Here is a 23,626-nt window from a genome sequence, read left to right as displayed (position 1 = left end):
GGTCCACCCGCGACGTCGTGACCTCGTGACGAGGTGCGCTCGTGCAACCGTTCGGGGGCGGCGAGAGTCTTAGTGGCCGAAGGACTGTTCTTCTGAAGGACACGTCAGGTTTGCCCAAGCCCCAACAGAGGTTCTCTCCATGCGGATTCCCCCACACAACCGTCGTGCCTCGCGTACCGCAGTCGCCGTTCTGGGCGCAGCCGGGCTGATCGCGCTGGGTGCGGCTCCCGCCGCCTTCGCCGATGAGGCCGCCCCCGATCTGGTCGTGGGTGACATCGCCCCGATCGAGGGGGTGAAGCCGGGCAGCAGCCTCGATCAGTCGGTCACCGTGGCGAACAAGGGCACCAAGGCCGCCGACAAGGTCTGGGTCCACTACTCCGTGACCCGGGGACTCGACTTCGCGGACGTTCCCGCCAACTGCGCGGCGCACCAAGTCCCGTCCTACGACGAGATGACCGCCAAATCCAACGTGGTGTGCGAGTTCGACCAGGCGGTGGAGCCCGGTGTCGGCTACGCGCCGGAGAAGCCTCTCGCGATCAAGGCGCTGGACCGCGCGCTCAACGACGACCTGCGCGTGAGCGTCGGAGACGGCGAACCCGAGCTTGACGAGGCCGCGACAACTCCCGTGGCAGGTACCGCGCCCGCGGTGAAGCTGGTGGAGCGTCAGCCCGGGGGAGAAGGCACCGAGCAGGCTGTCGACGTGCCGGTGACCACCGTCAACACCGCGGACTACGAGGTGACGGGAGCGGCCCTCAAGGGCGATGTCGGCGACACGGTGACGCTCAAGGTGCGGTTCGCCAACGCCGGGCCCGCGTGGGTGCTGACCAGGGAAGGGGACCCGCTCATCAAGGTCCTCGTGACACCGCCCGCCGGGACGTCGGTCGTCAAACCCCACGGGTTCTGCGAGGCCAAGGGCAAGGCGTACGCCTGCGGCACCAGTCAGCGGTGGGTCGACGAGGGCGGGGGCGAGACCTACACCTTCAAGCTGAAGATCGACAAGAAGGTGGCGGGCGCCAAGGGCTCAGTGGCGCTGAGCGCCGGGGACCGGCCGTTCGACCCCGACAAGGCAAACGACAAGGCCGACATCACGCTGGACGTGACGGGCGGCGGGTCCACCGGCTCGGCCGGTTCGGCGGGGTCGACCGAGGGCTCCGGCGGCTCGGCCGGTGGCTCGTCCGCCGGCGACAGCGGGTCAAGCACCACCGGCGGCAACCTGGCCGCCACCGGCTCGTTCCCCGCGACACTCCAGATCGCGGGCGCTGCTGCCGCGGTGGCGGTCGTGGGTGCGGGCACCCTTCTCGTCGTACGCAATCGCCGGGCCCAGAGCCCGAGCTGAGCCGACAAGCGTCCAACGCACGTGCAAGGCCCCGGACTTGTGGTCCGGGGCCTCTGCGCTGTCAGGACGTCGGCTGATCCCCGCCCGGCCGGGAGCCCAGCAGGGCGCGTACCGTCTCGGTGACGCGCGCGACCAACGGCTCACGGTGATCGTTCAGATAGAAATGCCCTCCCGAATAGGTGTGCGTCCCAAGGAAGTTGTCCGTCAGCTGGGGCCAGCGGTCCAACTTGTGGCGCGCCACGACAGTGTCGTCCGACCCGCTGAAGACGGTCAGCGGCACCGGCAGAGGCGGTCCGAGAGTGTCCCGGTCCCAGCTGTCCGCCAGTCCCAGATCGCTGCGCATGAGCGGAGCGAACGCCTTCCACAGGTTGTCGTCGGTCAGCAGCCGCTCCGGAATGCCGCCCGTGCTCCCGAGCCAGTCACGCAACTCGGCGTCGGACCTCAGACTGTGGCTCAGCGGCGGCCCCACCGAACCCGGCTGCGGTGCGCGGAAGGACGACACCCCGAGCCAGAGGGGCAGTTCGCGTCCCTCCTCCGCGAGACGGCACGCGAACTCGTAGGCGACACGGGCACCCACACTGTGGCCGAAGAAGGCGAACGGCCGGTTCAGCAACGGTGTGAGCCCCTTGTCGAAGAAGGCCACGAGGTCGGCGCAGTCGCGGATGAGAGGGAGCGCCTGCGCGTTTCCCCGTCCCGGCGCGTCCAGCAGACAGATGTCCCAGTCCTCGGGGAAATGCCGCGTCCAGCCGCGGTAGAGCAGATGCGAGCCGCCCGCGTGGTGGAAGAAGAAGAGGCGCACCGCCGGGTCGTCGACGGGCCGGCGCCGGGTGACCGGGCCGAGCGGGCCTGCGGGTCTCACTCGCACCCTCCTCGTCGTCGGAGATTCGAGCCCTGCTTACGAGGGCGGGCCAGGTCCCTCACATCACCAACCCGCCGTCGATACCGAGGACTTGGCCGGTGATGTAGGAGGCCCGCTTGGACAGGAGGAACGAGACCAGATCGGCCACCTCGTCCGAGGTGCCGAACCGCGACAGCGGGATCTGGCCGAGATACTTCTTCCTGGCCCTGTCGGACACCTGAGCTGTCATCTCCGTCTCGATGAATCCCGGCGCCACGGTGTTGGCCCGGATGCCGAATCTGCCGTACTCCTTCGCCATGGCCATGGTGAAGCCGATGATCCCGGCCTTGGCGGCGGAGTAGTTGGTCTGACCGACACTTCCATGGACGCCGGCGATCGAGGACAGCGTCACCAGATTGCCCGCCCGACGGCTGACCATGCGCTCTATGGCGGGACGACAGATGTGATAGTTGCCGTCCAGATTGGTCGTCAGCACGTCGTTCCACTGTGCGTCCTCCATCGTCGCCAGCGGCTTGTCCCGGGTGATACCGGCTGCCGTCACCACGGCGTCGACCGGGCCGAGTTCGTCCTCCGTCGCCGCGAGAAAGGCACGGCTCTCGTCCGCGTCGGCGACATCGACCTGCTGGGCGAAGACCCGGGATCCGTAGTCGGCCGCCTCCATCTCGGTCAGCTTGGCGTCGTCGGAGCGGGAGCGATAGCAGAACGCGACATCGAATCCGTCCCGGGCCAGTCTGGTCACCACCGCCCGGCCGATTCCCCGGGAACCTCCGCTCACCAGGGCGATCTGCTTGCCGGTCACGCCACCGAACCTTCGGTCAGCAGGGAATCGACCAGATCGCGCAGTTCGGGAAGATTCTGGACGGACCCGATGGCGGAGTCCTTGACCGATATGCCGTAGCGCTGCTCCAGCCGGGACGATATCTCCAGCACCATCAGCGAGTCCATGTCGAGGTCCTCGGCGAAGTGGTCGCTGTCACCCACCTCTTCGGGTTCCAGTTCGAGCGACTCGGCCACGATCGTGCGCAGTTCCTCGACGTCCACTGCTGATTCCATTGCGGACTTTCCTTTCATTCGGTGTCTCCACCGGTCAGCAGAAGGGCGGCAGCCGCGTCATCGAAGTCGCCGCCTCCTGTGAATGCGAGCACTGCCTTGGTTCCGTGCGTCCGGATGTGAACGGCCGCGACGGCAACCTGAAGGACTCCCAGGGCGCCCGAGCAATCTCCCAGTCGAGCCGTGAGATCCAGGTTCCGTTCCGGCCCGGTGGAAGGCGGTTGTGCCGGAGCGCCGGTGAGGCGGAGTCCGACGGGGGCGGGAGCCAGGGATTCGATGTCCGCGACCGTGGGCGCGAGTTCGGCGCCACGGGTGTAGGCCGCCAGGCGCGCGTACACGCGCGGCTTATGTATGGAGGCGGGCGCGGCAACCCGTACGGACGCCTCGGCCGCCGATTCGAGCACCACGGCGCACGCCACGTCGGGGGCCGTGGTGCCGATCAGCTTGTCGACGTGTTCGGTGGCGGGTTCGACCCCGACCACGACCGCTCGGCGGCAGCGCCCCGCCTCGATCAGGTTCCGGGCCCAGTGCAGGGCGTCCAGACCGCTGGTGGCCCCGTTGCAGACGGTGAGGTTGGGTCCGCGCAGCCCGTAGCGGATGGCGACCCAGCCGGCGACGACATTGCTCGACGTCTGCGGCAGACCGAGGGGACTCAGCCCGATCACCGTCTCGCGGGAGATGGTGTCGGTGAAGTCGCAGACCGTCTGCAACGAGCCCAGGTTGGAGCTGACCACCACGGCGGTGGCGTCGCCCGACCCGAGAAGGCGCCCCTTCTCGTCAAGAAGGCCGGCGTCGGCGAGCGCCTGCTCGGCGGCGTACAGGGCGAGCCGTGAGGCGCGGTCCTTGTGCCGCATCTCGCGGCCCTTCAAGGCCGTCGCCGGATCGAAGAAGCCGTCCTCGGGCGGCCGGTCGGCGAGCAGGTCGCCCACGGACCGCAGCCCGGGTACGGCGAGCCCGACACCGGTGACCACGGTTTCCTTCAGTGCGGCGCCCGTCATCGCGGTGTCGGTCATGCCGCCGCCTCGACCAGCGCGACCGCGTTGATGCCGCCCAGGCCGAACGCGTTGATCTGCGCCGTCGTGATGTCGGCCGCGGCGGCCCCGCCACGGACCAGGCCGAGCCCGGCCGCCTCCTCGATGGGATCGGCGAGCCCGAGCACCGGCGGGACGGTGCTCCGCTCCATCGCCAGCACGGCGACGACCAGACTGAGCAGTCCGGACCCGCCGAGGGTGTGGCCCGTCATGGATTTGATGGCCGTCATCAAAGGGGCGCGGTCGCGGCCCGTACCCGCGAACACCTCGGAGAGGACGGCGGCCTCGGTCTCGTCGTTACGCGGCGTACCGCTGCCGTGCAGCATCACCAGGTCGATGTCCTCGGAGCTGACCCCGGCCCGCCGATGGGCGTCGAGAACCGCCGCGCGTACGCCGTCGGGGTCGGGCGCCGTGGCGTGCCGGGCGTCGCAGTTCATGCTGACGCCCGTCAGCCGGGCGGACGGACGCCGGTCGTGCGTCCCCGGACGCTGGAGGACGACCGCCACCGCCCCCTCGCCCATCAGCATGCCCTTGTGCGTCACGTCGAACGGCCGCAGTTCTTGCGGCGATTCGTTCTGCACCCGGTCCAGCATTCCGAAGGCGCTCTCGGTGATGGAGTCCGAGCCCGCGACCACGACCGTGTCGGTCATGCCGCCGTCGAGCATGTCGGTGGCCAGACCCAGTGCGTACAGCGAGGCGGAGCAGGCGTTGGCGAAGGTGTACGTGGAGACGGCCCCGAACGCCTCGCGCAGGGCGCCGCCGAAGTGGAGGTCGGAGGGGCGGACCGGAACACCCTCGGTCCACCACAGTTCCGTACTGCGCTGCTCCCGCAGCGTCGTACCGACGAGCACCGGCGTCCGGGAGAGGTCATCGGACAGACCCGCGTCGGCGAGAGCCTGCCGGACCGCGAGGATCAGCCACCTGGTCGCCCGCCAGGGCTCGTCGCGCGAACCGGCGCGGTCGTCGATCTCGTAGGCGTGGCGGGTGCGGTACTTGGTGCCGTCGAAGGCCCTGAGCGGGTTGCGCGTCTCCTGGCCGACGCAGAGCGCGTCGAATATCTGCCCAGGTGTGCGGCCGATGTTGGCGATCGCCCCTCTGCCGGTGATGTCCCAGGTCACGACTGACTCACCCGCTTCCGCAGCTGGAAGGAGGCCAGCTTTCCGGTGGAGGTGACCGGCAGCTTGTCGAGGAACTCCACCCGGGCCGGCCGCTTGAAGGGCGCCAGTTGACCTCGGATCGCGGCCGTGATGGACCGGCGGATCCGATCGGTGTCCGAACCGGGCTCGGCGACGGCGTACAGAACCGCCTGTTCGAGCCCGTGCGCGTCGGCCTGGCCCACCACCACGCACTCCCGGACGCCTTCGACGCTCCGTACCACCGCTTCGATCTCGCCGGGCGGGACCTTGTAGCCGCCCAGATTCAGCAGGTCGTCGGCCCGGCACAGATGCACCACGGTGCCGTCGGCGTTACGGGTCGCGATGTCGCCGGTGTACACACCGCCGTCGGCGAATGTGGCAGCCGCGGCGTCGGGCCTGCCTATGTAGCCGAGCGCGACCGTGGGGCCGCTGATGTGGAGACGGCCTTCGACGCCGTCGGCCACCGGGACACCTTCGGTGTCACGGATGGTCGCCCGCACCTCGGGCACGGGCAGTCCGATGGTCCCGGGCATCGGCCGGTCGGCGGGAGTGGCCACGACGATGTGCAGTACCTCCGTCGCACCGAGCCCGTTGATCAAATCGGCGGAGAAGGTCTCCTGGATGCGCTCGCTCAGGGCGGCGGGAAGGTGCTCGCCGGCGGCGACGCACAGCCGCACCGATTCCGTTCGGGGACCCCCGCCGGACGCGGTGGCGTCCGAGATCGCCGCGTACAGCCGCGGCACCGACCACATCACCGTCGGCCGGTGCTGGTCGAGCGCCGCCGTCACGGTGTGCAGGTCGACGCTGCCGCGCATGAGGACCGCCCGCGCACCGGCGGCGAGCGGGAAGAGCACCGTGCCGCCGAATCCGTAACCGAAGGACATACGCGCCGTGGAGAGGACCGTGTCGTCCTCGCGCAGCGCGAGGAGCGAGCCGAATCCGGCCAGGGCCGCCATGATGGCGCCCGCGCTGTGCCGAACTCCCTTGGGCAGGCCCGTACTTCCCGAGGTGTACTGGATCAGCGCCTCGCGGTCCGACGGCCATGGGACGGCCTCGCCCGTACCGCTGTCGGAGCTGTCGGGGCCGTCGGAGGCGTCCGCGCTGTTCGCGCTCTCCGCGCGGATGTCCTGGCCCGCGATCAGGCTTCGTTCCGAGAAGAGGGTTTCCAGGGCCCGTTGCCGCTTGGGCGCGGCATCGAGGTGGATCACACTCGCCTCGCAGTCGTCGGCGATGTACGCGATCTCCTCGTCGTTGAGGAGTGGACTGACGACGGCGGGCACCAATCCGTGCCACCACATGCCGAGGACGGCCGCGACCGTGGTGACGGAGTCGTCGGCGACGATCAGTCCGCGCGTGCCGGTGGGGGCGCCCTTCGTGGCGAGCGTTCGCGCGTACCGTACGACCGCGTCGTGCAGCCCTCGGTAGGAGACATCGCCGGAATCGGGGTCGGTGTACGCGATCCGCTCCCCACGTCCCTGGGCGAGGTGGGATCCCACCAACCGCTCGACCAGGCCGACGAGTTCGGGCGCTGTCTCCGGGCCGGTGTCCGGCGGATTGTTCAGTTTGCCCAGCAGGACGGCCGCGGAGTCTTCCACGCAGCGCATGGCCGCCGCGTCCACGGGGCTGAGCTTCACCTTGAATTCTTTCTCGACTCGGACGACGACCTCGGTCTTCTCCAGGGAATCGAGGCCGAGGTCTTCGAAAAAGAGAGCGTCGTCCTCGATGCTTGCTTCGTCCGTTTCAAGAACTTCGGCCACGATCGTCCGCAGCCTTTGCAGCGGCGTGCCGATATTCGCTATGTGGGACACAGGTGACACTCCCTCAAAATACTTCACTGGCCGAGGATGGCGAATCATCACTTGAGCACAGTTTTCAAAGCGGCGCGCCGAACTGCGGGCGGCCTTAACAAGCCATAATCGAACCAGCTCGATCGCTACCCTTGGACGCGGATTTCGCAAACGTCTAAAACTGGTCGGTCCAGCCGGGCGTCCGGCGATGGCGGACGGTGCTCATCGGGGCACCGACACGCGTAAGCCCATGCCCTCTTACCGCGCTAAAAAGGGAAATACCGGTGTGTGCGGTGATCACTCAGAGATGGCGGAAAACACTTTCCAGAACCGGGTCCCTGTCGGAGCACGGCCCCACCCCGCGCGTCCTGAAATCGTCTGACCGCGGTCCAGGGGGCAGTGGCCCCTGTCGGGCCGAGTGATGACGTTTCGAGCCTGGACCTGAATATGAAGAGGCCGGCCGGAATTGCTTCATGTTTCAGCTAAATGAAATCGGCACTCACTGTCCGCACGGCAAGGGGCGCATGATGCCGGTCCTCGGTTCATTGAACGAATTCCGCTGGATGGGTCCGAGATCTCGGACTAGAGTCAGAGAATGGATGCGGCACAGATCAGACAGGTACGGCGGTTCAACCGCACCGTCACCGAACGCGTGGGTGTGCTCCACGACCACTTCCTCGGCGGCGCCCGGCCCATCGGCGCTGCCCGGCTGCTCTGGGAGATCGGCGAGGAGGGGCAGGACGTACGGCACCTGCGAGCGCGCCTCGGACTCGACTCGGGATACATCAGCAGGCTGCTGCGCTCGCTGGAGAACGACGGCCTGGTGACGGTGGAGCCGCAGCCCCGCGACAGACGGGTGCGCACCGCGCGGCTCACCGGCGCGGGACGGGCGGAGCGCGCCGTACTGGACGGCCGGAGCGACGACCTGGCCGGCTCGCTGCTGGAACCGCTCAACACCGCGCAGCGCACCCGGCTCGTCGCAGCCATGGCCGAGGTTGACCGGCTGCTGACCGCGGCGACCGTCACGGTGGAAGCCGTCGACCCCGGCCACCCCGATGCCGAGCACTGCCTGCGGTCCTACTTCACGGAGCTGCGGGAGCGGTTCGAGTCCGGCTTCGATCCCGTACGGAGCCTGCTGCCCGACGCGGGTGAACTCCGGCCGCCGCGCGGTCTGTTCCTCGTCGCCAGGTTGCACGGTGAGCCCGTCGGCTGCGCGGGTCTGAAGCTGCCGGCGGGGGCCCCGGCCGAGATCAAGCGCATGTGGGTGGCGCCCGAGGCCCGTGGCCTGGGCCTCGGCCGCCGCTTCCTCGCCGAACTGGAGGCACGGGCCGCCGAGCACGGCCGCGAGGTACTGCGCCTGGACACCAACAGGACGCTGAGCGCGGCGATCGGCCTCTACCACTCCTGCGGTTTCGAGGAGGTCGCCGCTTTCAACGACGAGCCGTACGCCCACCACTGGTTCGAGAAGCGGATCGCCGCACCGGAGCCGGGGTGAGCGCCCCGGGCCACCCGGCCACCGGGTCCACCTGGGTGCTCAGCGGCTCACGGCGGTCTCGCGGTCCACGCGCGACAGCTTCTCGGGGTTGCGCACGGCATAGAGCCCGGTGATCAGGCCCTCGTCGATGTGCGCCGCCAGGACGGTGTCGATCCGCTCGCCCAGTCGCAGAATGAGCGCCGGATAGCCGTTCACCTGTACCGGCTGGAGCACGATTCCCGCGTCGAGCCTGCCCAGCACATGGGCCACCCGGTCGGCGCCCACCACGGGCGCCAGCGCGGCCTGGACGATCCCGCCGCCGTCGGTCAGCAGGACGATGTCCGGCGCGATCATGTCCAGCAGACGCCGCAGATCGCCCGCCTCGACCGCCTGCTGGAAAGCCGCGAGCGCGCCGCGGGTCTCGGCCGGGGCGACGGTCTCGTGTGGCCGGCGCGCCGCGACGTGGGCGCGCGCCCGGTGGGCGATCTGGCGGACGGCGACCGGGCTCGTGTCGACGGCTTCGGCGATGTCGTCGTAGTCGAGAGCGAACACGTCGCGCAGCACGAACACCGCCCGCTCGGTCGGATCGAGTGTCTCCAGGACCAGCAGCATCGCCATCGACACGCTGTCGGCCAGCTCCACGTCATCGGCGACGTCGGGCGTGGTCAGCAGCGGTTCCGGCAGCCAGGGCCCGACGTACGACTCCTTGCGCCGCCGCAGCGCGCGGAGCCGGTTCAGCGCCTGGCGCGTGGCGATCCGGACCAGATGGGCGCGCTTCTCCCGGACCGCGTCGAAGTCGACGTCCGCCCAGCGAAGCCAGGTCTCCTGAAGGACGTCCTCGGCGTCGGCGGCCGAGCCGAGCATCTCGTAGGCGACGGTGAACAGCAGATTGCGGTGGGTGACGAACGCCTCGGTCGCGGGGTCCACGCTGTCCTCACGCGTGAGATGCCCGGCTGTGCCTGTCGTCCGGTCGCTGCGCTTGTCCATAGTCGGCTCCCGTCTGCTCGCTCTGGGCCGTGTCACGCACAAGACGCCGCTCCCGACCGTCTTGTGACACCCAGGACCGGTGGCCTACGTCACATCGCCAGGCTGTCACAGGGACCGGGCGGGCGGCATCTCGTGGTCGCCGCACGCCCGACGGACGAGGCGCCCGGCACCCGGCCCGACCAGTGAGGACGCGGCTATGGAACCCCGTAGGAACCCGTTCGCCAACGAGCCCGGTGACTCCGCCGCCGTCGTGGGCCGACCCGGGCACAGGTAAATCCATCGAGTTGGGTTGGTCAATACGCTTCAGGGCCCCGACGGAGCTGCGGGGAATTGGCCACTGGGTGACCAGGGCGCGTCCGTCGTAGCTGGCCGGAAAGCCTCTCTCGGCGATCGCCACTTCTCCGGCCTTGTGATGAAGCGGGAGCCGCCACACTGTTCCTCTTCAGAGTTTGTCCAGCATATTGACAAACTTCCGCACCGGTTCTTACGTTCACCCGCGAGCGCCGCCCCGCCCCGGTCCCACCGCCCGACCGTGCCCCCCGACTGCCCCGCATCCGCTCGCAGCAACAGGAGACCCCTTCATGCACGACGACCGGAAGCTGGTCGAAGCACGTCTGGAACGCGTCCTCAAGGAACGCATCCGGCCGGCCGTCCACCCCGTCACCACACCTCTGGCCGTGGCGATCTGGTCCACCGCGGGCGAGCCCGTCCCCGTGGCCGATGGGCTGACGGCACCGACCACCCCGATCGCCCCCGGCACTCCATGGGGCCTGCCGTGGGGCACCAGCTGGTTCAAGGTCACCGGTACCGTCCCCGCCGAGTGGGCGGGCCGTACCGTCGAGGCCGTACTCGACCTCGGATTCACCCCGCGGACCCCGGGGTTCCAGTGCGAGGGCCTCGTCCGTCTGCCCGACGGCACCCCGGTCAAGGGGCTCCACCCGCGTAACGCGTACGTCCGCGTCGGCTCACCGGTGGCCGGCGGGGAGCAGGTCCACTGGCGCGTCGAGGCCGCATCCAACCCCGATCTCGGCGCGAGCGGGGTGCCCTTCAGGTCGACGCCGATGGGCGAGCGGGCGACCGCGGGCGAGGCGCTCCAGTATGTGCTCGGCGAGATGCGGCTGGCCGTCTTCGACGAGACGGTGTGGAACCTGGTCATGGATCTGGAAGTCCTCGGCGAGCTCATGGCGGAGCTCCCGCTCGACGGGGCGCGCCGCTGGGAGATCCTGCGCGCGGTCGGCCGCGCGCTGGACGCCGTCGACCTCCAGGACGTGAACGGCACGGCCGGGGCCGCACGTGACGAACTCGCCGGAGTGCTGGCCGCGCCCGCGGCCCCTGCGGCGCACCGCATCAGCGCTGTCGGGCATGCCCACATCGACTCCGCCTGGCTGTGGCCGCTGCGCGAGACGGTCCGCAAGGTGGCCCGTACCGCCGCGAACATGACGGCGCTCATCGACGAGGACCCCGGCTTCGTCTTCACCATGTCGCAGGCCCAGCAGTACGCCTGGATCAAGGAGCACCGGCCGCAGGTGTACACCCGGGTCAAAAAGGCAGTCGCGGACGGCAGATTCGTACCGGCCGGCGGGATGTGGGTGGAGTCCGACACCAACATGCCGGGGTCCGAGGCGATGGCCCGTCAGTTCGTCCACGGCAAGCGCTTCTTCATGGAGGAGTTCGGCGTCGAGAACGACGAGGCGTGGCTGCCGGACACCTTCGGCTTCGCGGCGGGCCTGCCGCAGATCATCAAGGCGGCCGGTGCCACGCGGCTGCTCACCCAGAAGATCTCATGGAGCAGGACCGACACCTTCCCGCACCACACGTTCTCCTGGGTGGGCATCGACGGCACCCGTATCTTCACGCACTTCCCGCCCGTCGACTCGTACAACTGCGACATGACGGGTCGTCAGATAGCCCACGCGGCAAGGAACTTCAAGGAGAAGGGGGTCGCCACCCGCTCGCTCGCGCCGACCGGGTACGGGGACGGCGGGGGCGGGACCACTCGCGAGATGGTCGCCAAGGCGGCACGGATGCGGAGTCTGGAGTGCGCGGCACGGGTCGAGTGGGAGGCCCCCGCCGACTTCTTCGCCAAGGCCGAGGCCGAATACCCCGAGCCGCCCGTCTGGGTCGGTGAGCTCTACCTCGAACTGCACCGCGCCACGCTCACCAGCCAGGCGGGCACCAAGCGCGGCAACCGCCGAAGCGAATCGCTGCTCGCGGAGGCCGAGCTGTGGGCCACGACAGCGGCGGCGCGCACTCAGCTTCCGTACCCCTACGAGGAGTTGGACCGGATCTGGAAGACGGTGCTGCTGCACCAGTTCCACGACATCCTGCCGGGCTCCTCCATCGCCTGGGTGCACCGCGAGGCGCGCGAGACGTACGCGCGTATCGCCGGGGAGCTGGAAGCCATCATCGCGGGCGCGCAGCGAGCGCTCGCCGGTGACGCCTCCGGTGGCAGCGAACTCGCCTTCAACTCGACCCCGCACAGGCGCCGTTCGGTCCCGGCCGGAGGCGCGTCGGCGCTGACCGCGCAAGGCCCCGACACCGTGTCTCCCGTCCCGCGCGAGGGAGGCGGCTACCTCCTCGACAACGGCCTGCTGCACGTCGAGATCGACGGCCGCGGCCTCGTGGTCTCCGCGTACGACCGCGTCGCGGACCGGGAGGCGATAGCAGCGGGACAGCCGGCCAATCTTCTCCAGCTCCATCCCGACTTCCCCAACCAGTGGGACGCGTGGGACGTCGACGCCTTCTACCGGAACGTCGGCAGCGACCTCACCGAGGTGCGCGCGCTGAGCGTGGACGGCGCCTCGGTGCGCGTCGAGCGGGCCTTCGGGGCGTCGCGCGTCATCCAGCTGCTGTCCGTACCGGCGGACGCCAAACGGCTCGACATCGACACCGAGGTGGACTGGCACGAGACCGAGCGCTTCCTCAAGCTGGCCTTCCCGCTGGATGTGAAGGCCGACCGCTACGCCTCCGAGACCCAGTTCGGCCATGTGTACCGGCCCACCCACCAGAACACGAGCTGGGAGTGGGCCAAGTTCGAGGCCTGCAACCACCGTTTCGTACACGTCGACGAACCGGGCTGGGGCGTCGCGATCGTCAACGACGCGACGTACGGCCACGACGTGACCCGCACGGTGCGGACCGGCACCGACGCGGGCACGACGACCACTGTGCGCGCGTCGCTGCTGCGGGCGCCCCGCTACCCGGACCCCGAGACCGACCAGGGTGTGCACCGGTTCCGGCACGCCCTCGTGCCGGGCGCCACCATCGGCGACGCCGTCCGCGAGGGCCACCGCGCCCAGCTGCCCGAGCGCCGGGTCACCGGATCCGCCGCGGAGGTCGCGCCACTGGTGAGCGTCGACAACGACGCCGCCGTGGTCAGCGCGGTGAAGCTGGCCGACGACCGCAGTGGCGACCTGGTGGTACGGCTCTACGAGGCGCACGGCGGCCGGGCCCGCGCCACCGTCCGTATCGACTCCTGCGCCACCGACCGGGCCGTCCTCACGGATCTCCTCGAACGCCCGCTCCCGGACACCGAACCGCCGACGGCGGTCGACGGCGGTGTCGTACTGGCCCTGCGCCCGTTCCAGCTGGTGACTCTGCGGCTGCCACGCGCCTGACCTGCCGGATGTACGTCGCTGCCACGAAGGATTACCTGATGGCGCCTGGCGCCCGGCTGGGACGGTGGTACCGGCAACCAGTGGCAGGGCGCGGCCGACTACGCGACGCGCATCATCAGCATGGGAGACCCGCACCTCGTGACACGCACCCCCGCAGAGGACCGCGCCCACTGGGAGCGGACCGCCGACCGGCTGCTGCTCGCCGTCCGGCCGTACGCAACCGACGGGCACGCCCTGATCCAACTGCCCGGCATCCCGAGCCGCAGCGGCGTACGCAGCGACGGCCTGGAGGGCTTCGCCCGCACCTTCCTCCTGGCCGGCTTCCGGCTGACGGGAGCGGGCGGAGCCGATCCGCACGATCTCGCCGGGTGGTACGCGGCCGGGCTGGCAGCCGGCACCGATCCCGACAGCCCGGAGCGCTGGCCCACCTTCGCCGAGTGCGACCAGGCCAAGGTCGAAGCCGCCTCCATCGCGCTCGCGCTGCACGAGACGCGGCCCTGGATCTGGGACCGCCTCGACGACACGGTCAGAAGCCGGGTCCTCGACTGGCTCGCGCCGATGGTCGGTGCGCCGATGCACGGCAACAACTGGATCTGGTTCCAGGGCGTCACTGAAGCCTTCGCCCGCACGGCCGGGGGGCGGTGGAGCCAACAGGACCTCGACCGAGTGATCGCGCTGACCGACGGCTGGTACGCGGGCGACGGCTGGTACTCCGACGGGCTCAGCGGCGGCGAGCACCGCAACTTCGACCACTACAACGGCTGGGCCATGCACCTGTACCCGCTGTGGTTCTGCCGCGTCCTCGGCGACGCCGCGCCCGTTGGGCTCCTCGACCGCTACCGGGACCGGCTGCGCCGTTTCCTGGCCGACCAGCGGCTCCTGGTCGGGGCCAACGGCTCGCCGCTCGTCCAGGGGCGCTCCCTCACCTACCGGCACGCCGCACTCGCCTCGGTATGGACGGGCGCCCTGTTCGACGCCACGCCCCTGGTGCCGGGGGAGACCCGGGGGCTCGCGAACCGCATGCTCGGCCACTTCACCGCCCACGGCGCCACCGACGTGGACGGCCTGCTCACCCTCGGCTGGCACCGGCCCTACCGCGGCATCCTTCAGGTCTACTCGGGGCCCGCGTCGCCGTACTGGGCGAGCAAGGGCTTTATCGGCCTCGCGCTGCCGCCCCAGCACCCGGTCTGGACCGAGGAGGAGCGTCAACTGGGCGTCGAGCGGGGCGACTTCACCCGTACGCTGGCCGCGCCGGGCTGGCTTGTCTCCGGTACCGCGTCCGACGGGGTCGTACGCGTCGTCAACCATGGCGGCGACCACACCGATCCGGCCCGCCCGCACGCGGACGACCCCTGCTACGCCCGGTTCGCCTACTCGACGCACACCGCACCCGAGACGCCCGGTGACCCCACGGCGGGGCCGCCGGGTGCCTGCGCCGGCGCAGACCCGCTCGACAACGCGGTCGTCCTGCTCGACGCGGAGGGGCGCGCCTCCCACCGGCGGCCGGCGACCAGGGTCTCGGTGGACGGTGCCACCGCCGTCTCGCGCTCCCGCGCGCACTGGCCCGAGGACGCGACTTGGGACCCGTTCGGCAGCCCCGACACCCGCTGCACGCTCGGCCCCTGGATCACGGTCGGCTCCGCGTTGCGGGGGTCGGTCGAGGTGCGGGCCGTACGGGTCGACGGCGATCCCGGGGCCGGGCATGTGCTGCGTATCGGCGGCTGGGCGCTCGCCGTCGATCCGCGCTTCGCGGACACGTCGGTCGTGGCGGAGGGCGGGAGCGCCCGGGTCGAGGGCGCCGACGGGCTGGTCTCCGTCGTCGTCGGCGCGCGCGGGCTGCCCCACGCGTCCGTCGTGGCGGGCACCGACAGCAATGCCATCGGGGCCGCGTCCGCCACCCCCGTCGTCCGGACCGAAGGCCATGTCGCCCACGGCACCGCCCATATCGCTCTCGTCCATCTCGGCGGCGCGGACCCGGCCGCCCTGCCCCTGGTCACCACCCGCGCCGATGACACGACCCTGCTCGTCGATGTGACCTGGCCGGACGGCGTACGGGACACCGTCCGGCTCCCGGCTCCGGACGGTGACTCCGCCTCCGAGTCCGGCCTCGATTCCGACTCCGGCTCCGAGCCCGGCCTCGGCGAGCACCACGCCGCGTACGGCCTTCGGAAGGACCCGCACCGTGCATGACGACCGCCGGATCATCGAGACCCGGATCCGGAAGCTCCTCGACCGGGTGATCCGCCCCGCGCTCTACAGCGCCGCGCGCCCCCTCACCCTGAGCGCCTGGCAGGTCCGACGGCGAACCTGTCCCCGTGGCCGACGCGCTGCGCGCCGCCTACGAGCCCTTCACACTCCGGAACGGGAGAGTGCCGAGATCCAGTTCGGCCATGTGCAGCGCCCCACGCACGAGAACACGAGCTGGGACGCGGCCCGCTTCGAACTGTGGGCGCACCACTGGGTGCACGTCGGCGAGCGGCACTGGGGTGCCGCCCTGCTCAACGACTCCACTGCGACCCGCCCGTGCGCGGGCCCAGGCCCTCATCGAGGTCGACACCACGGATGTGGTCGTGGAGTCGGTGAAGCTCGCGGACGACCGCAGCGGCGATGCCGTCGTCCGACTGTACGAAGCGTGCGGCGGAGCGGTCTCGGCTCGCCTGTCCGCGGGGTTCCCCCTCGCCACCGTCCACGACTGCGACCTGTCGGAGCGGCCGGACCAGCCGGCAGCTGTCTCCGGTGAAGGGTCCGTGGACCTCAGGTTCCGGCCCTTCCAGATCCGCACCCTGCGTCTCGCCCTGCCGTCGCAGCGGCCGGAACAGCTGATCCGTCGGGCGGTTGAGCACGGTCCGTCCGGCGCGCCGCCCGCGTCGTACCATTTTCCATCGATCTGTTGCCCTCGGAGCGGCGGCGGCGCGGCACCGCCGCGGCCCCGAGACTGGAAGAGGAACGTTGAGCACCCACACGGTGAGACCCGAGAAGCACACGATCCGGCGCGGCACCAACCTGCCGCGCATGGGGGACTTCAACGAGTCCGTGATCATGGACGCCATTCGCCGGCATCCGGCGGGCCTGAGCCGGGTCGAACTCGCGCAGGCCACCGGCCTGTCCGCGCAGACGGTCTCGAACATCACCCGTCGGCTGCTCGACCAGGGCGTGGCCCGTGAATCGGGGAAGCAGAACACCGGCAGCGGCAAACCCCGCACCCTCCTCGAAATCGTCCCGACCTCTCGCTACGCCGTGGGAATCCATCTCGACCCCGCCGTGATCACCTGCGTGCTGGTGGACCTGCTCGGCACCGTCGTGGGCCATCGCAGCCAGCGCACGCCGAGCGGCGGCGACACCGACGGGACCGTCGCGGACATGGCCGCCTCCGTGCGCTCGCTGGTGGCCGAGTCGGGGATCGACGAGGAGCGGGTACTGGGCCTGGGCATCGCCGCGCCGGGGCCGATAGACGCGTCCGCCGGCTGGGTGGTCGACCCGCCTGAGCTGCCCGCCTGGGGGCGCTACCCGCTGCGCGACCGCCTCAGCGAGGCGACCGGACTTCCGGCGCTCCTCGACAAGGACGTCACGGCCGCCGTCGTCGCCGAGCGCTGGGCGGGGGCCGCCACCGAAAGCCGCAACCTGCTCTTCTTCTACCTCGGCACCGGCTCCGGGATGGGGCTGGTGGTCGAGGACACCGTGCTGCGCGGCGTCTCCGGGAACGCGGGCGAGGTCGGCGGACTCGGCGCGGCCTGCTCCACGCGGACGCTCGTCGACGAGGCCATCGCGCTGGGCGTTCTCGGCGGCGAGTACACGGTGCTGGATCCGGCCGATGCCCAGCGCGGTCTTGAGCGGCTGGCGGCGCTCGCCGCCGATGGGGACACCCAGGCGGACGGCATCATCGAGCGCCTCGCCATCCGCATCGGCCGCGGAGTCTGCGCGGCGGGGACGCTCCTGGACGTCGACACCATCGTCTTCGGCGGCCCGACCTGGCTCCTGCTCGCCCACCGCCTCCTCGCGACGATCGAGCCGATGGTCGCCCGGTCCCCGTTCGTCAGGGCGACCCACCCGACGACGGTCGTCTCAACCACGCTGGGCGAGAACGTGGCGGCGGTGGGAGCGGCGTCCCTGGTCCTGGACCAGGCACTCTCGGCCCAGCCGAGGTCCTTGCTGCTGGGGTGAACCGGGGCCGGACCGGTTGGTGTGCCGGGCGTGCTCAGTCGAACCATCCCTGAGGACGCGGCGAGAGATTGCGCCAGACGTGCTTCGCCTCCTGGTACTCGGCCAGCCCGGCCGGACCCAGTTCGCGCCCGGAGCCCGACTGCTTCCTCCCGCCCCATTCGGCCTGCGGCACGTACGGATGGAAGTCGTTGATCCATACGGTGCCGGCCCGCAGGCGCGACGCCACGCGCTGCCCGCGCCCCACGTCCTGCGACCAGACCGCCCCGGTCAGGCCGTAGACGGTGTCGTTGGCGAGCGCGACCGCCTCGTCCTCGTCCCTGAACCGCTCGACGGTGAGAACGGGACCGAACGACTCGTCACGCACCACCGACATCCCCGGAGCGCAGTCGTCCAGCACGGTCGGCGGGTAGAAGAACCCGTTGCGCAGCTCCGGGTCGCCGGGCCGCTTTCCGCCGCAGCGCAGTACGGCGCCTTCGGCGAGCCCGGCGGCCACATACGCCTCGACCTTGTCGCGGTGCGCCGCGGAGATCAGCGGTCCGGTGCGGGCGTGTTCGTCGAACGGGCCGCCCATCGGGATCCTTTTCGCCCGCCGCACCAGCTCGTCCACGAACCTGTCGTGCGAGTCGTCCTGGACCAGCAGCCGCGCGCCGGCCGAGCAGACCTGCCCGGAGTGCAGGAACACCGCCGTCAGCGCGTAGTCGACGGCGCTGTCGAAGTCCGCGTCCGCGAAGACGATGTTGGGATTCTTGCCGCCGAGTTCCAGGGCGACCTTCTTCACCGTCGGCGCCGCTGCAGCCATGACGCGGCGGCCCGTGGCCAGTCCGCCGGTGAACGACACCATGTCGACACGCGGGTCCTCGGTGAGTGGCGCGCCGGCGGTGGCACCGGCGCCGAGAACGAGATTCGCCACGCCGTCGGGCAGCCCGGCCTCCGTCAGCAGCCGCATCAGCATGATCGCCGTGTGGGGGGTCAGCTCACTCGGCTTGAGAACGAACGTGTTGCCCGCGCCGAGCGCCGGAGCCACTTTCCAGGAGGCCTGTAGCAGCGGGTAGTTCCACGGGGTGATCAGCGCGCAGACGCCGACCGGTTCGTGCACGACGCGGCTGTCGACGCCGGGGGCGCCGGTGTCGACGATCCGTCCGGTGCCGCCGGCGGCCGTCAGACTGCCGAAGTAGCGGAAGCAGTTCGCGACGTCGTCCATGTCGTACTCGCTCTCGACGAGCCGCTTCCCGGTGTCCAGGGACTCGGCCTGCGCGAGGGCGGCCTTGTCCCGCTCCAGCAGCTCGGCGACGCGCAGCAGCAGCCTGCCCCGATCGGCGGTCGGCGTGGCGGGCCAGGGGCCGCGGTCGAAGGCGTCACGGGCGGCTTCGACCGCGGCGGCCGCGTCCCTGGGGCCTGCCTCGTCCACGGTGGCGACGAGCGTGCCGTCCGCCGGGCAGCGGATCTCGCGGACCTGACCGCCGACGGCGGTGGTCCACTTGCCACCGATGAACAGCTCCGGCATGGCGGACTCCTCGGGATCGGTTGAGTGGGCACCGCGAGGGTCGACTGTGGTGCTCTCTCAACAGACAGTAAGGAGCCGAGGCGGCGCCCGCCTTCTGGAAGGCGCTGCGGGGCCGGCGCTCAGGGGCGACCTGGCTGGGGTCCGGGCTCCGGGCCGAGGCCCGCCAGGGCCGACGCCGGGTCCGGGGCCGGTGGGCCGGCGGGGGACCAGCGGGAGCGGACCTTGCGGTACGGCCACCAGCGGCCGTCGCGGCCGTAGCGGAGCTGGGTGTCCGCTCCCACCACCGTCCAGCGGCCCGCCGCCCCCGCCCGCAGTCGCGGGCCTTCGCCGCCCTCCCAGGCCCCCGCCAGATCGGCCTTCGCGCGCGCCAGCGCCTCGGGTTCCGGCTGCCACTCGTCCTCCAGTACGGCGAGAGCCGCCGCACCCCCGTGGCGCCAGGCCTCCACCGCCAGCTCCAGCTCCGCGCGCTGTCGGCCCGTGCCCCCGGCGAGCCGCATCGCTGTCAGCGGATCGGCGGACGAGGCCGCCAGCCGGACCGCGTCCTGACCGGGCGTCAACTCCATTTCGAGCGGCTGCCGTTCGTGCCCCGAGGACAGCGCATCGATCAGCAGCCGCAGCGCGCGCGACGCCGCGTCCGCCGCCAGGAACTCCAGGGCGTCCGCGTCGATCCCCGGTGGTGGCTCCGCCTCCGTGTCGAGGGACGGCGGCAGGCCGGGCTCCTCCGGGACCGGCGGGGGAGGCGGCAGCGGAGGGAGGATGTCCCGCGCCGCGAACGCCTCGTCCGCGCGTACGCCCTCCGGCTCCTCAACGGTGCCCGTGTCCGCGCCCTCGGCCGGATTCCGCCGGGTCCGCGCGGCCCGCGCCGAACGTACCTGCAACTCGTCGAGCAGTTGGCGCTCGCCCCGGCCGCGCATCAGTAGGAGGACGAAGGGATCCTCGTCCAACAGGCGCGCCACCTGGTAGCACAGCGCCGCCGTGTGCGGGCAGAGATCCCACGCGTCGCAGGCGCACTCCGGCTCCAGGTCGCCGATGCCGGGCAGCAGTTCGACCCCGGCTCCCGCCGCGTCCTCCACAAGATGCGGCGGCATGTCACGGTCCAGCAGCGCGGCGATGTGGCCCGCTCGCTCGACCGCCATGTCGAGGAACTGGTCCCACTCCTCCGTACTGAGCTGCTGCAACAGCACATCGCTGCGCTGCGCCGTGCCGTCCCTGTCCCGTACGACGGCCGTGATCCGCCCGGGTCGTACGGAAACCGCCCCGACCGCCCCGTCACGGGCCTGCTTGCGGCCCTTCTTGAGCTGGAGCGAGTCCAGCGCCGAGTCCTCCAGCGCCTTCAGCCACGCCCGCCCCCACCAGGTCTCCGCGAAGGCGCGGCCCCGCGCGGGCGGCAGGGCGGCGAAGGTGCGCTCGCTCCCGCCGTCCGTACCGCGACCGCCGCCACCACTGCCGGCTCCGGTCATCGCGCACTCCCTCGCAGCTCGACCAGGTCGGCCAGCTCGTCGTCGGTCAGTTCGGTCAGTGCCGCCTCGCCGCCGGCGCCGAGGACGGAGTCCGCCAGCTGCTGCTTGCGCGCCAGCATGTCGGCGATCCGGTCCTCGATCGTGCCCTCGGCGATCATGCGGTGCACCTGCACCGGCCGGCTCTGGCCGATGCGGTACGCGCGGTCCGTCGCCTGCGCCTCGACGGCCGGGTTCCACCAGCGGTCGAAGTGCACGACATGCTCGGCGCGGGTCAGATTGAGCCCCGTGCCCGCCGCCTTCAACGACAGCAGGAACACCGGCACTTCACCCTCCTGGAACCGCCGCACCATGGCCTCGCGCTGCTGCACCGGTGTGCCGCCGTGCAGGAACTGCGCCGGGACGCCGCGCGCGGCCAGATGCTGTTCGAGGAGCCGCGCCATCTGTACGTACTGCGTGAAGACGAGCACGCTCGCCTCCTCCGCGAGGATCGTGTCGAGCAGTTCGTCGAGCAGCTCGACCTTCCCCGAACGCCCCGCGACGCGCGGCGATTCGCCCTCCTTGAGGAACTGCGCGGGGTGGTTGCAGATCTGCTTGAGCGACGTCAGCAGCTTCATGACGAGGCCACGGCGTTCCATGCCGTCGGCGGCCTGGATCGCCGCGAGGGTTTCGCGTACGACGGCCTCGTAGAGCCCCGCCTGCTCGGTGGTGAGGGACACCGCGCGGTCGGTCTCTGTCTTCGGCGGCAGCTCCGGCGCGATGCCCGGGTCCGACTTGCGGCGGCGCAGCAGGAACGGCCGTACCAGCGCGGACAGCCGCTCCGCCGCCCCCGGGTCGCCTCCTTCGACCGCCTGCGCGTAGCGCGTACGGAAGGTGGCGAGCCGGCCGAGGAGACCGGGTGTCGTCCAGTCGAGGATCGCCCACAGTTCGGAGAGGTTGTTCTCCACGGGGGTGCCGGACAGGGCGACCCGCGCCTTGGCGCCGATCGTGCGCAACTGGCCGGCCGTCGCGGAGTACGGATTCTTCACGTGCTGCGCCTCGTCGGCGACGACCATGCCCCACTCGACGCCCGCGAGTCTCCGCGCGTCCAGGCGCATCGTGCCGTACGTCGTGAGGACGAACTCGCCGTCCGCGAGGGCGTCCAGGCCGCGCGACGCGCCGTGGAAGCGGCGCACCGGTGTGCCGGGTGCGAACCGCTCGATCTCGCGCTGCCAGTTGCCCATCAGCGACGTCGGGCAGATCACGAGGGTGGGGCCCGCCGCCGACTCGTCGCTCTGGCGGTGCAGATGGAGCGCGATGACCGTGATGGTCTTGCCGAGGCCCATGTCGTCGGCGAGACAGCCCCCCAGACCGAGCGACGTCATCCGGTGCAGCCAGTTGAGGCCGCGCAGCTGGTAGTCGCGCAGCGTCGCCGCGAGGGCCGCCGGCTGGCCGATCTCCTGGTCCGTTCCCTCCGGGTCGGCGAGCCGGTCGCGCAGCGCCGCGAGCCAGCCCGAGGCCTGCACCTCGACACGCCGTCCGTCCACCTCGGCCGACCCGGTGAGGACGGCTCCGAGGGCGTCGACCGGGGTGAGCTTGCGGTCCTGGCTCTCCCGGGCGCGCCGGGCCTCCTCGGGGTCGATGAGAACCCACTGGTCGCGCAGCCGCACGACCGGGCGTGTCGCCTCGGCGAGCCGGTCCAGCTCGGCGCGGGTGAGTTCCTGGTCGCCCAGCGCGAACCGCCAGTTGAAGGCGAGCAGAGCGTCGGCGGACAGGAAGGACGGCAGGCCCGAACCGGCCTGGTCGAAGGCTCCGCCCCCGCGCGTGTCGTCCCCGGCACCGGCGGCTCCGTCCGGCGTGTCGCCGGGCGGACCGATGACGGCGCGCGCCGTCAGCTTGCGCGCCAGCGCCTTCGGCCAGTGCACCTGGACCCCGGTGGCGGCCAGCGCGCGGGAGGCCTCTCCGAGCAGCTCGGTCACCTCCTCGTCGGCGAGGTCGATCGCGTCGGGCACCGTGGCCGACAGGAGCGGGGTCAGCGGCGGCCAGGCGCGCGCGGCCCGCCTGAGGGCCAGCAGGGCGTCCATCCGGGCCCGGGGGCCGAAGGCCTCGCCCGAGCCGCCAACGGCCCCCGTACCGGCCCATACCTCGCCCGCGTCGGCGACGACCGTCGGATCGCTGACGCTGTGCATCTGTAGGACGGCGCGGAACGCCGCAGCCGATCCCGAAGCGTCGCCGTCGGGGGAGCCGCCCTCAGTAGAGGCGTCGTCGGGTACGGCGGCCAGACCGGGCAGCTCGACCCGGAGCGACAGCCGTACGCCCGCGTCGTGACCGGCGGCCACGTCGGCGGCCCAGCCGCGCAGTTCGGGCAGCCGGTGGGGCTCGGGCGCGGCGAATGCGGGAGATCCGGACGCCATCGGCGCGGCGGGCGTCCGTACGAGCGAGTCGGCGACCGCGTCGAGGAACCGCCGCAGCATCCGTTCGGGCTCGGGGAGCAGCAGTGGTCCCGTCGCTCTCGCGTCGAGCGGTACGGCGTGGGCACCGGGCGGCATCGAGGCGGCGAGCGCGCGGATGCGCTCCAGATCCTCGGCGACGACGGGCCCGGCCCGCCAGGCGTCATGACCCGCCGCGGAGAGGCCGGGCAACAGCCTGCCACGCGCGGCGAGTTGCAGGGCCAGCAGCGACGCGGCGCCCCAGAAGGCCACCGCGGCCGAGGCGTGCGCGACGGCCCTGGCACGAGTCAGCACGGGCAGCGCGTCCCGTACGGGCAGCGACACCGCCGGAACCGTACGCGGGCGCACGTCGTCGCCGACGACGGTCAGTTCCTCGGCGGACCGGTCGGGGAGCGCGGCGCCGTCCGGGTGCCAGAAGGCGATCCGGCCGACTCTGGCCGGGTCGGCGGGCAGGAACAGGGCGTCGCAGCGGGCGAGTTCGGCGATCTGGGAGGGCGTAGCCGCAGGGGGCCTGTATACGGCGATGACACGTTCCTCAAGTTTGACTAGTGAAGGTGCAGCGGCTGAGGGTACCTCGCCCCGGGCGCCCGCGGACCGCCCCGCACGGTGACAAGAATCATGGGCCACATAGGGGTGTAGGCAGCACCACCCCCTAGGTCGGGAATAGCCCCCCATCGCCTCGGGGTGTTGGCCGCATGGCTTTGGAGGCCCAACTCCGCGTAGCTTTCTCCCGGTCGGCGCGATCAAGCTGTGATCGCGCCACTCGAACGGCCTCACACGCCTGCCATTTTCCACCTC

General features: G+C 71.2%; 15 protein-coding genes and 2 pseudogenes. 7 read left to right on the top strand and 10 right to left on the bottom strand.

Annotated features, from left to right (window positions below; translation table 11 throughout):
• Nucleotides 1-139 precede the first annotated feature (139 nt).
• Nucleotides 140-1,336 carry a hypothetical protein gene (locus ACFWV8_RS21330; protein WP_384204295.1) on the top strand — a complete coding sequence of 399 codons (1,197 nt, stop codon included), beginning with the start codon at nt 140-142 and terminating at the stop codon, nt 1,334-1,336.
• Between the two features lie 61 nt (nt 1,337-1,397).
• Here the strand turns inward: ACFWV8_RS21330 and ACFWV8_RS21325 are convergent, their stop codons facing one another.
• From ACFWV8_RS21325 to ACFWV8_RS21300, 6 genes are read right to left on the bottom strand one after another with little or no spacing between them, the layout of a single operon-like run.
• Nucleotides 1,398-2,195 (bottom strand): thioesterase II family protein, encoded by a 798-nt coding sequence (locus tag ACFWV8_RS21325; protein ID WP_384204292.1) that lies wholly within the window; start codon nt 2,193-2,195, stop codon nt 1,398-1,400.
• A 58-nt stretch (nt 2,196-2,253) separates the two neighbouring features.
• Nucleotides 2,254-2,994 (bottom strand): 3-oxoacyl-ACP reductase FabG, encoded by a 741-nt coding sequence (fabG, locus tag ACFWV8_RS21320; protein WP_384204289.1) that lies wholly within the window; start codon nt 2,992-2,994, stop codon nt 2,254-2,256.
• Nucleotides 2,991-3,248 (bottom strand): acyl carrier protein, encoded by a 258-nt coding sequence (locus ACFWV8_RS21315; protein WP_384204286.1) that lies wholly within the window; start codon nt 3,246-3,248, stop codon nt 2,991-2,993. The genes fabG and ACFWV8_RS21315 overlap by 4 nt, the downstream gene beginning before the upstream one ends.
• 14 nt (nt 3,249-3,262) lie before the next feature.
• On the bottom strand, nt 3,263-4,258 hold the full coding sequence (locus tag ACFWV8_RS21310) for a beta-ketoacyl synthase N-terminal-like domain-containing protein (protein ID WP_384204284.1): 996 nt from the start codon (nt 4,256-4,258) through the stop codon (nt 3,263-3,265).
• Nucleotides 4,255-5,394 (bottom strand): beta-ketoacyl-[acyl-carrier-protein] synthase family protein, encoded by a 1,140-nt coding sequence (locus tag ACFWV8_RS21305; protein ID WP_384204281.1) that lies wholly within the window; start codon nt 5,392-5,394, stop codon nt 4,255-4,257. Before ACFWV8_RS21305 ends, ACFWV8_RS21310 begins: the two co-directional genes overlap by 4 nt.
• On the bottom strand, nt 5,391-7,220 hold the full coding sequence (locus tag ACFWV8_RS21300) for an AMP-binding protein (RefSeq protein WP_384204278.1): 1,830 nt from the start codon (nt 7,218-7,220) through the stop codon (nt 5,391-5,393). The genes ACFWV8_RS21305 and ACFWV8_RS21300 overlap by 4 nt, the downstream gene beginning before the upstream one ends.
• 574 nt (nt 7,221-7,794) lie before the next feature.
• Here ACFWV8_RS21300 and ACFWV8_RS21295 point away from each other — a divergent pair.
• The gene (locus tag ACFWV8_RS21295) at nt 7,795-8,694 is read left to right on the top strand and encodes a GNAT family N-acetyltransferase (protein WP_384204275.1); all 900 of its coding nucleotides are present in this window, start codon (nt 7,795-7,797) and stop codon (nt 8,692-8,694) included.
• A 39-nt stretch (nt 8,695-8,733) separates the two neighbouring features.
• Here ACFWV8_RS21295 and ACFWV8_RS21290 read toward each other — a convergent pair whose 3' ends face one another.
• A complete protein-coding gene (locus ACFWV8_RS21290) occupies nt 8,734-9,660 on the bottom strand; it encodes an RNA polymerase sigma-70 factor (RefSeq protein ID WP_384204272.1) in 927 nt (308 codons plus the stop codon).
• 581 nt (nt 9,661-10,241) lie between these two features.
• On the opposite strand from ACFWV8_RS21290, the gene ACFWV8_RS21285 reads away from it, so the two are divergent.
• The 5 genes and pseudogenes from ACFWV8_RS21285 (at nt 10,242) to ACFWV8_RS21265 (ending at nt 17,438) form a co-directional block, all read left to right on the top strand.
• Nucleotides 10,242-13,277: an alpha-mannosidase gene (locus ACFWV8_RS21285; RefSeq protein ID WP_384204269.1), complete on the top strand. Its 3,036-nt coding sequence runs from the start codon at nt 10,242-10,244 to the stop codon at nt 13,275-13,277.
• A 120-nt stretch (nt 13,278-13,397) separates the two neighbouring features.
• Nucleotides 13,398-15,467 (top strand): DUF2264 domain-containing protein, encoded by a 2,070-nt coding sequence (locus ACFWV8_RS21280; protein ID WP_384204266.1) that lies wholly within the window; start codon nt 13,398-13,400, stop codon nt 15,465-15,467.
• Nucleotides 15,361-15,729 (top strand): annotated as a pseudogene (locus tag ACFWV8_RS21275) (glycoside hydrolase family 38 C-terminal domain-containing protein); the annotation flags it as partial. The gene ACFWV8_RS21280 and the pseudogene ACFWV8_RS21275, both read left to right, overlap by 107 nt.
• Nucleotides 15,668-16,003, top strand: a pseudogene (locus tag ACFWV8_RS21270) (glycosyl hydrolase-related protein); the annotation flags it as partial. The pseudogenes ACFWV8_RS21275 and ACFWV8_RS21270, both read left to right, overlap by 62 nt.
• 286 nt (nt 16,004-16,289) lie before the next feature.
• The gene (locus tag ACFWV8_RS21265; RefSeq protein WP_329392134.1) at nt 16,290-17,438 is read left to right on the top strand and encodes an ROK family transcriptional regulator; all 1,149 of its coding nucleotides are present in this window, start codon (nt 16,290-16,292) and stop codon (nt 17,436-17,438) included.
• A gap of 34 nt (nt 17,439-17,472) precedes the next feature.
• Here the strand turns inward: ACFWV8_RS21265 and ACFWV8_RS21260 are convergent, their stop codons facing one another.
• The 3 genes from ACFWV8_RS21260 to ACFWV8_RS21250 form a co-directional block, all read right to left on the bottom strand.
• Nucleotides 17,473-18,942, bottom strand: coding sequence for an aldehyde dehydrogenase family protein (locus ACFWV8_RS21260; protein ID WP_384204263.1), 1,470 nt, complete (start codon nt 18,940-18,942; stop codon nt 17,473-17,475).
• 119 nt (nt 18,943-19,061) lie between these two features.
• Nucleotides 19,062-20,402, bottom strand: a complete 1,341-nt coding sequence (locus ACFWV8_RS21255) for an SWF or SNF family helicase (RefSeq protein WP_384204260.1) — start codon at nt 20,400-20,402, stop codon at nt 19,062-19,064.
• Nucleotides 20,399-23,455, bottom strand: coding sequence for a DEAD/DEAH box helicase (locus tag ACFWV8_RS21250; RefSeq protein WP_384204258.1), 3,057 nt, complete (start codon nt 23,453-23,455; stop codon nt 20,399-20,401). Before ACFWV8_RS21250 ends, ACFWV8_RS21255 begins: the two co-directional genes overlap by 4 nt.
• Between the last annotated feature and the right edge of the window lie 171 nt (nt 23,456-23,626).

This window comes from Streptomyces sp. NPDC058665 (assembly GCF_042714995.1).
Taxonomy (GTDB): Bacteria; Actinomycetota; Actinomycetes; order Streptomycetales; family Streptomycetaceae; genus Streptomyces.
The sequence above is the reverse complement of the archived record's forward strand: the minus strand, read 5'-3'. Positions and strand labels throughout refer to the sequence as shown.

Coding starts and splice junctions, on each gene's coding strand:
- ACFWV8_RS21315 (WP_384204286.1), bottom strand. CDS start 3,248: ATGGAATCAGCAGTGGACGTCGAGGAACTGCGCACGATCGTGGCCGAG.
- ACFWV8_RS21285 (WP_384204269.1), top strand. CDS start 10,242: ATGCACGACGACCGGAAGCTGGTCGAAGCACGTCTGGAACGCGTCCTC.
- ACFWV8_RS21290 (WP_384204272.1), bottom strand. CDS start 9,660: ATGGACAAGCGCAGCGACCGGACGACAGGCACAGCCGGGCATCTCACG.
- ACFWV8_RS21310 (WP_384204284.1), bottom strand. CDS start 4,258: ATGACCGACACCGCGATGACGGGCGCCGCACTGAAGGAAACCGTGGTC.
- ACFWV8_RS21265 (WP_329392134.1), top strand. CDS start 16,290: ATGGGGGACTTCAACGAGTCCGTGATCATGGACGCCATTCGCCGGCAT.
- ACFWV8_RS21280 (WP_384204266.1), top strand. CDS start 13,398: ATGGGAGACCCGCACCTCGTGACACGCACCCCCGCAGAGGACCGCGCC.
- ACFWV8_RS21295 (WP_384204275.1), top strand. CDS start 7,795: ATGGATGCGGCACAGATCAGACAGGTACGGCGGTTCAACCGCACCGTC.
- ACFWV8_RS21260 (WP_384204263.1), bottom strand. CDS start 18,942: ATGCCGGAGCTGTTCATCGGTGGCAAGTGGACCACCGCCGTCGGCGGT.
- ACFWV8_RS21330 (WP_384204295.1), top strand. CDS start 140: ATGCGGATTCCCCCACACAACCGTCGTGCCTCGCGTACCGCAGTCGCC.
- ACFWV8_RS21255 (WP_384204260.1), bottom strand. CDS start 20,402: ATGACCGGAGCCGGCAGTGGTGGCGGCGGTCGCGGTACGGACGGCGGG.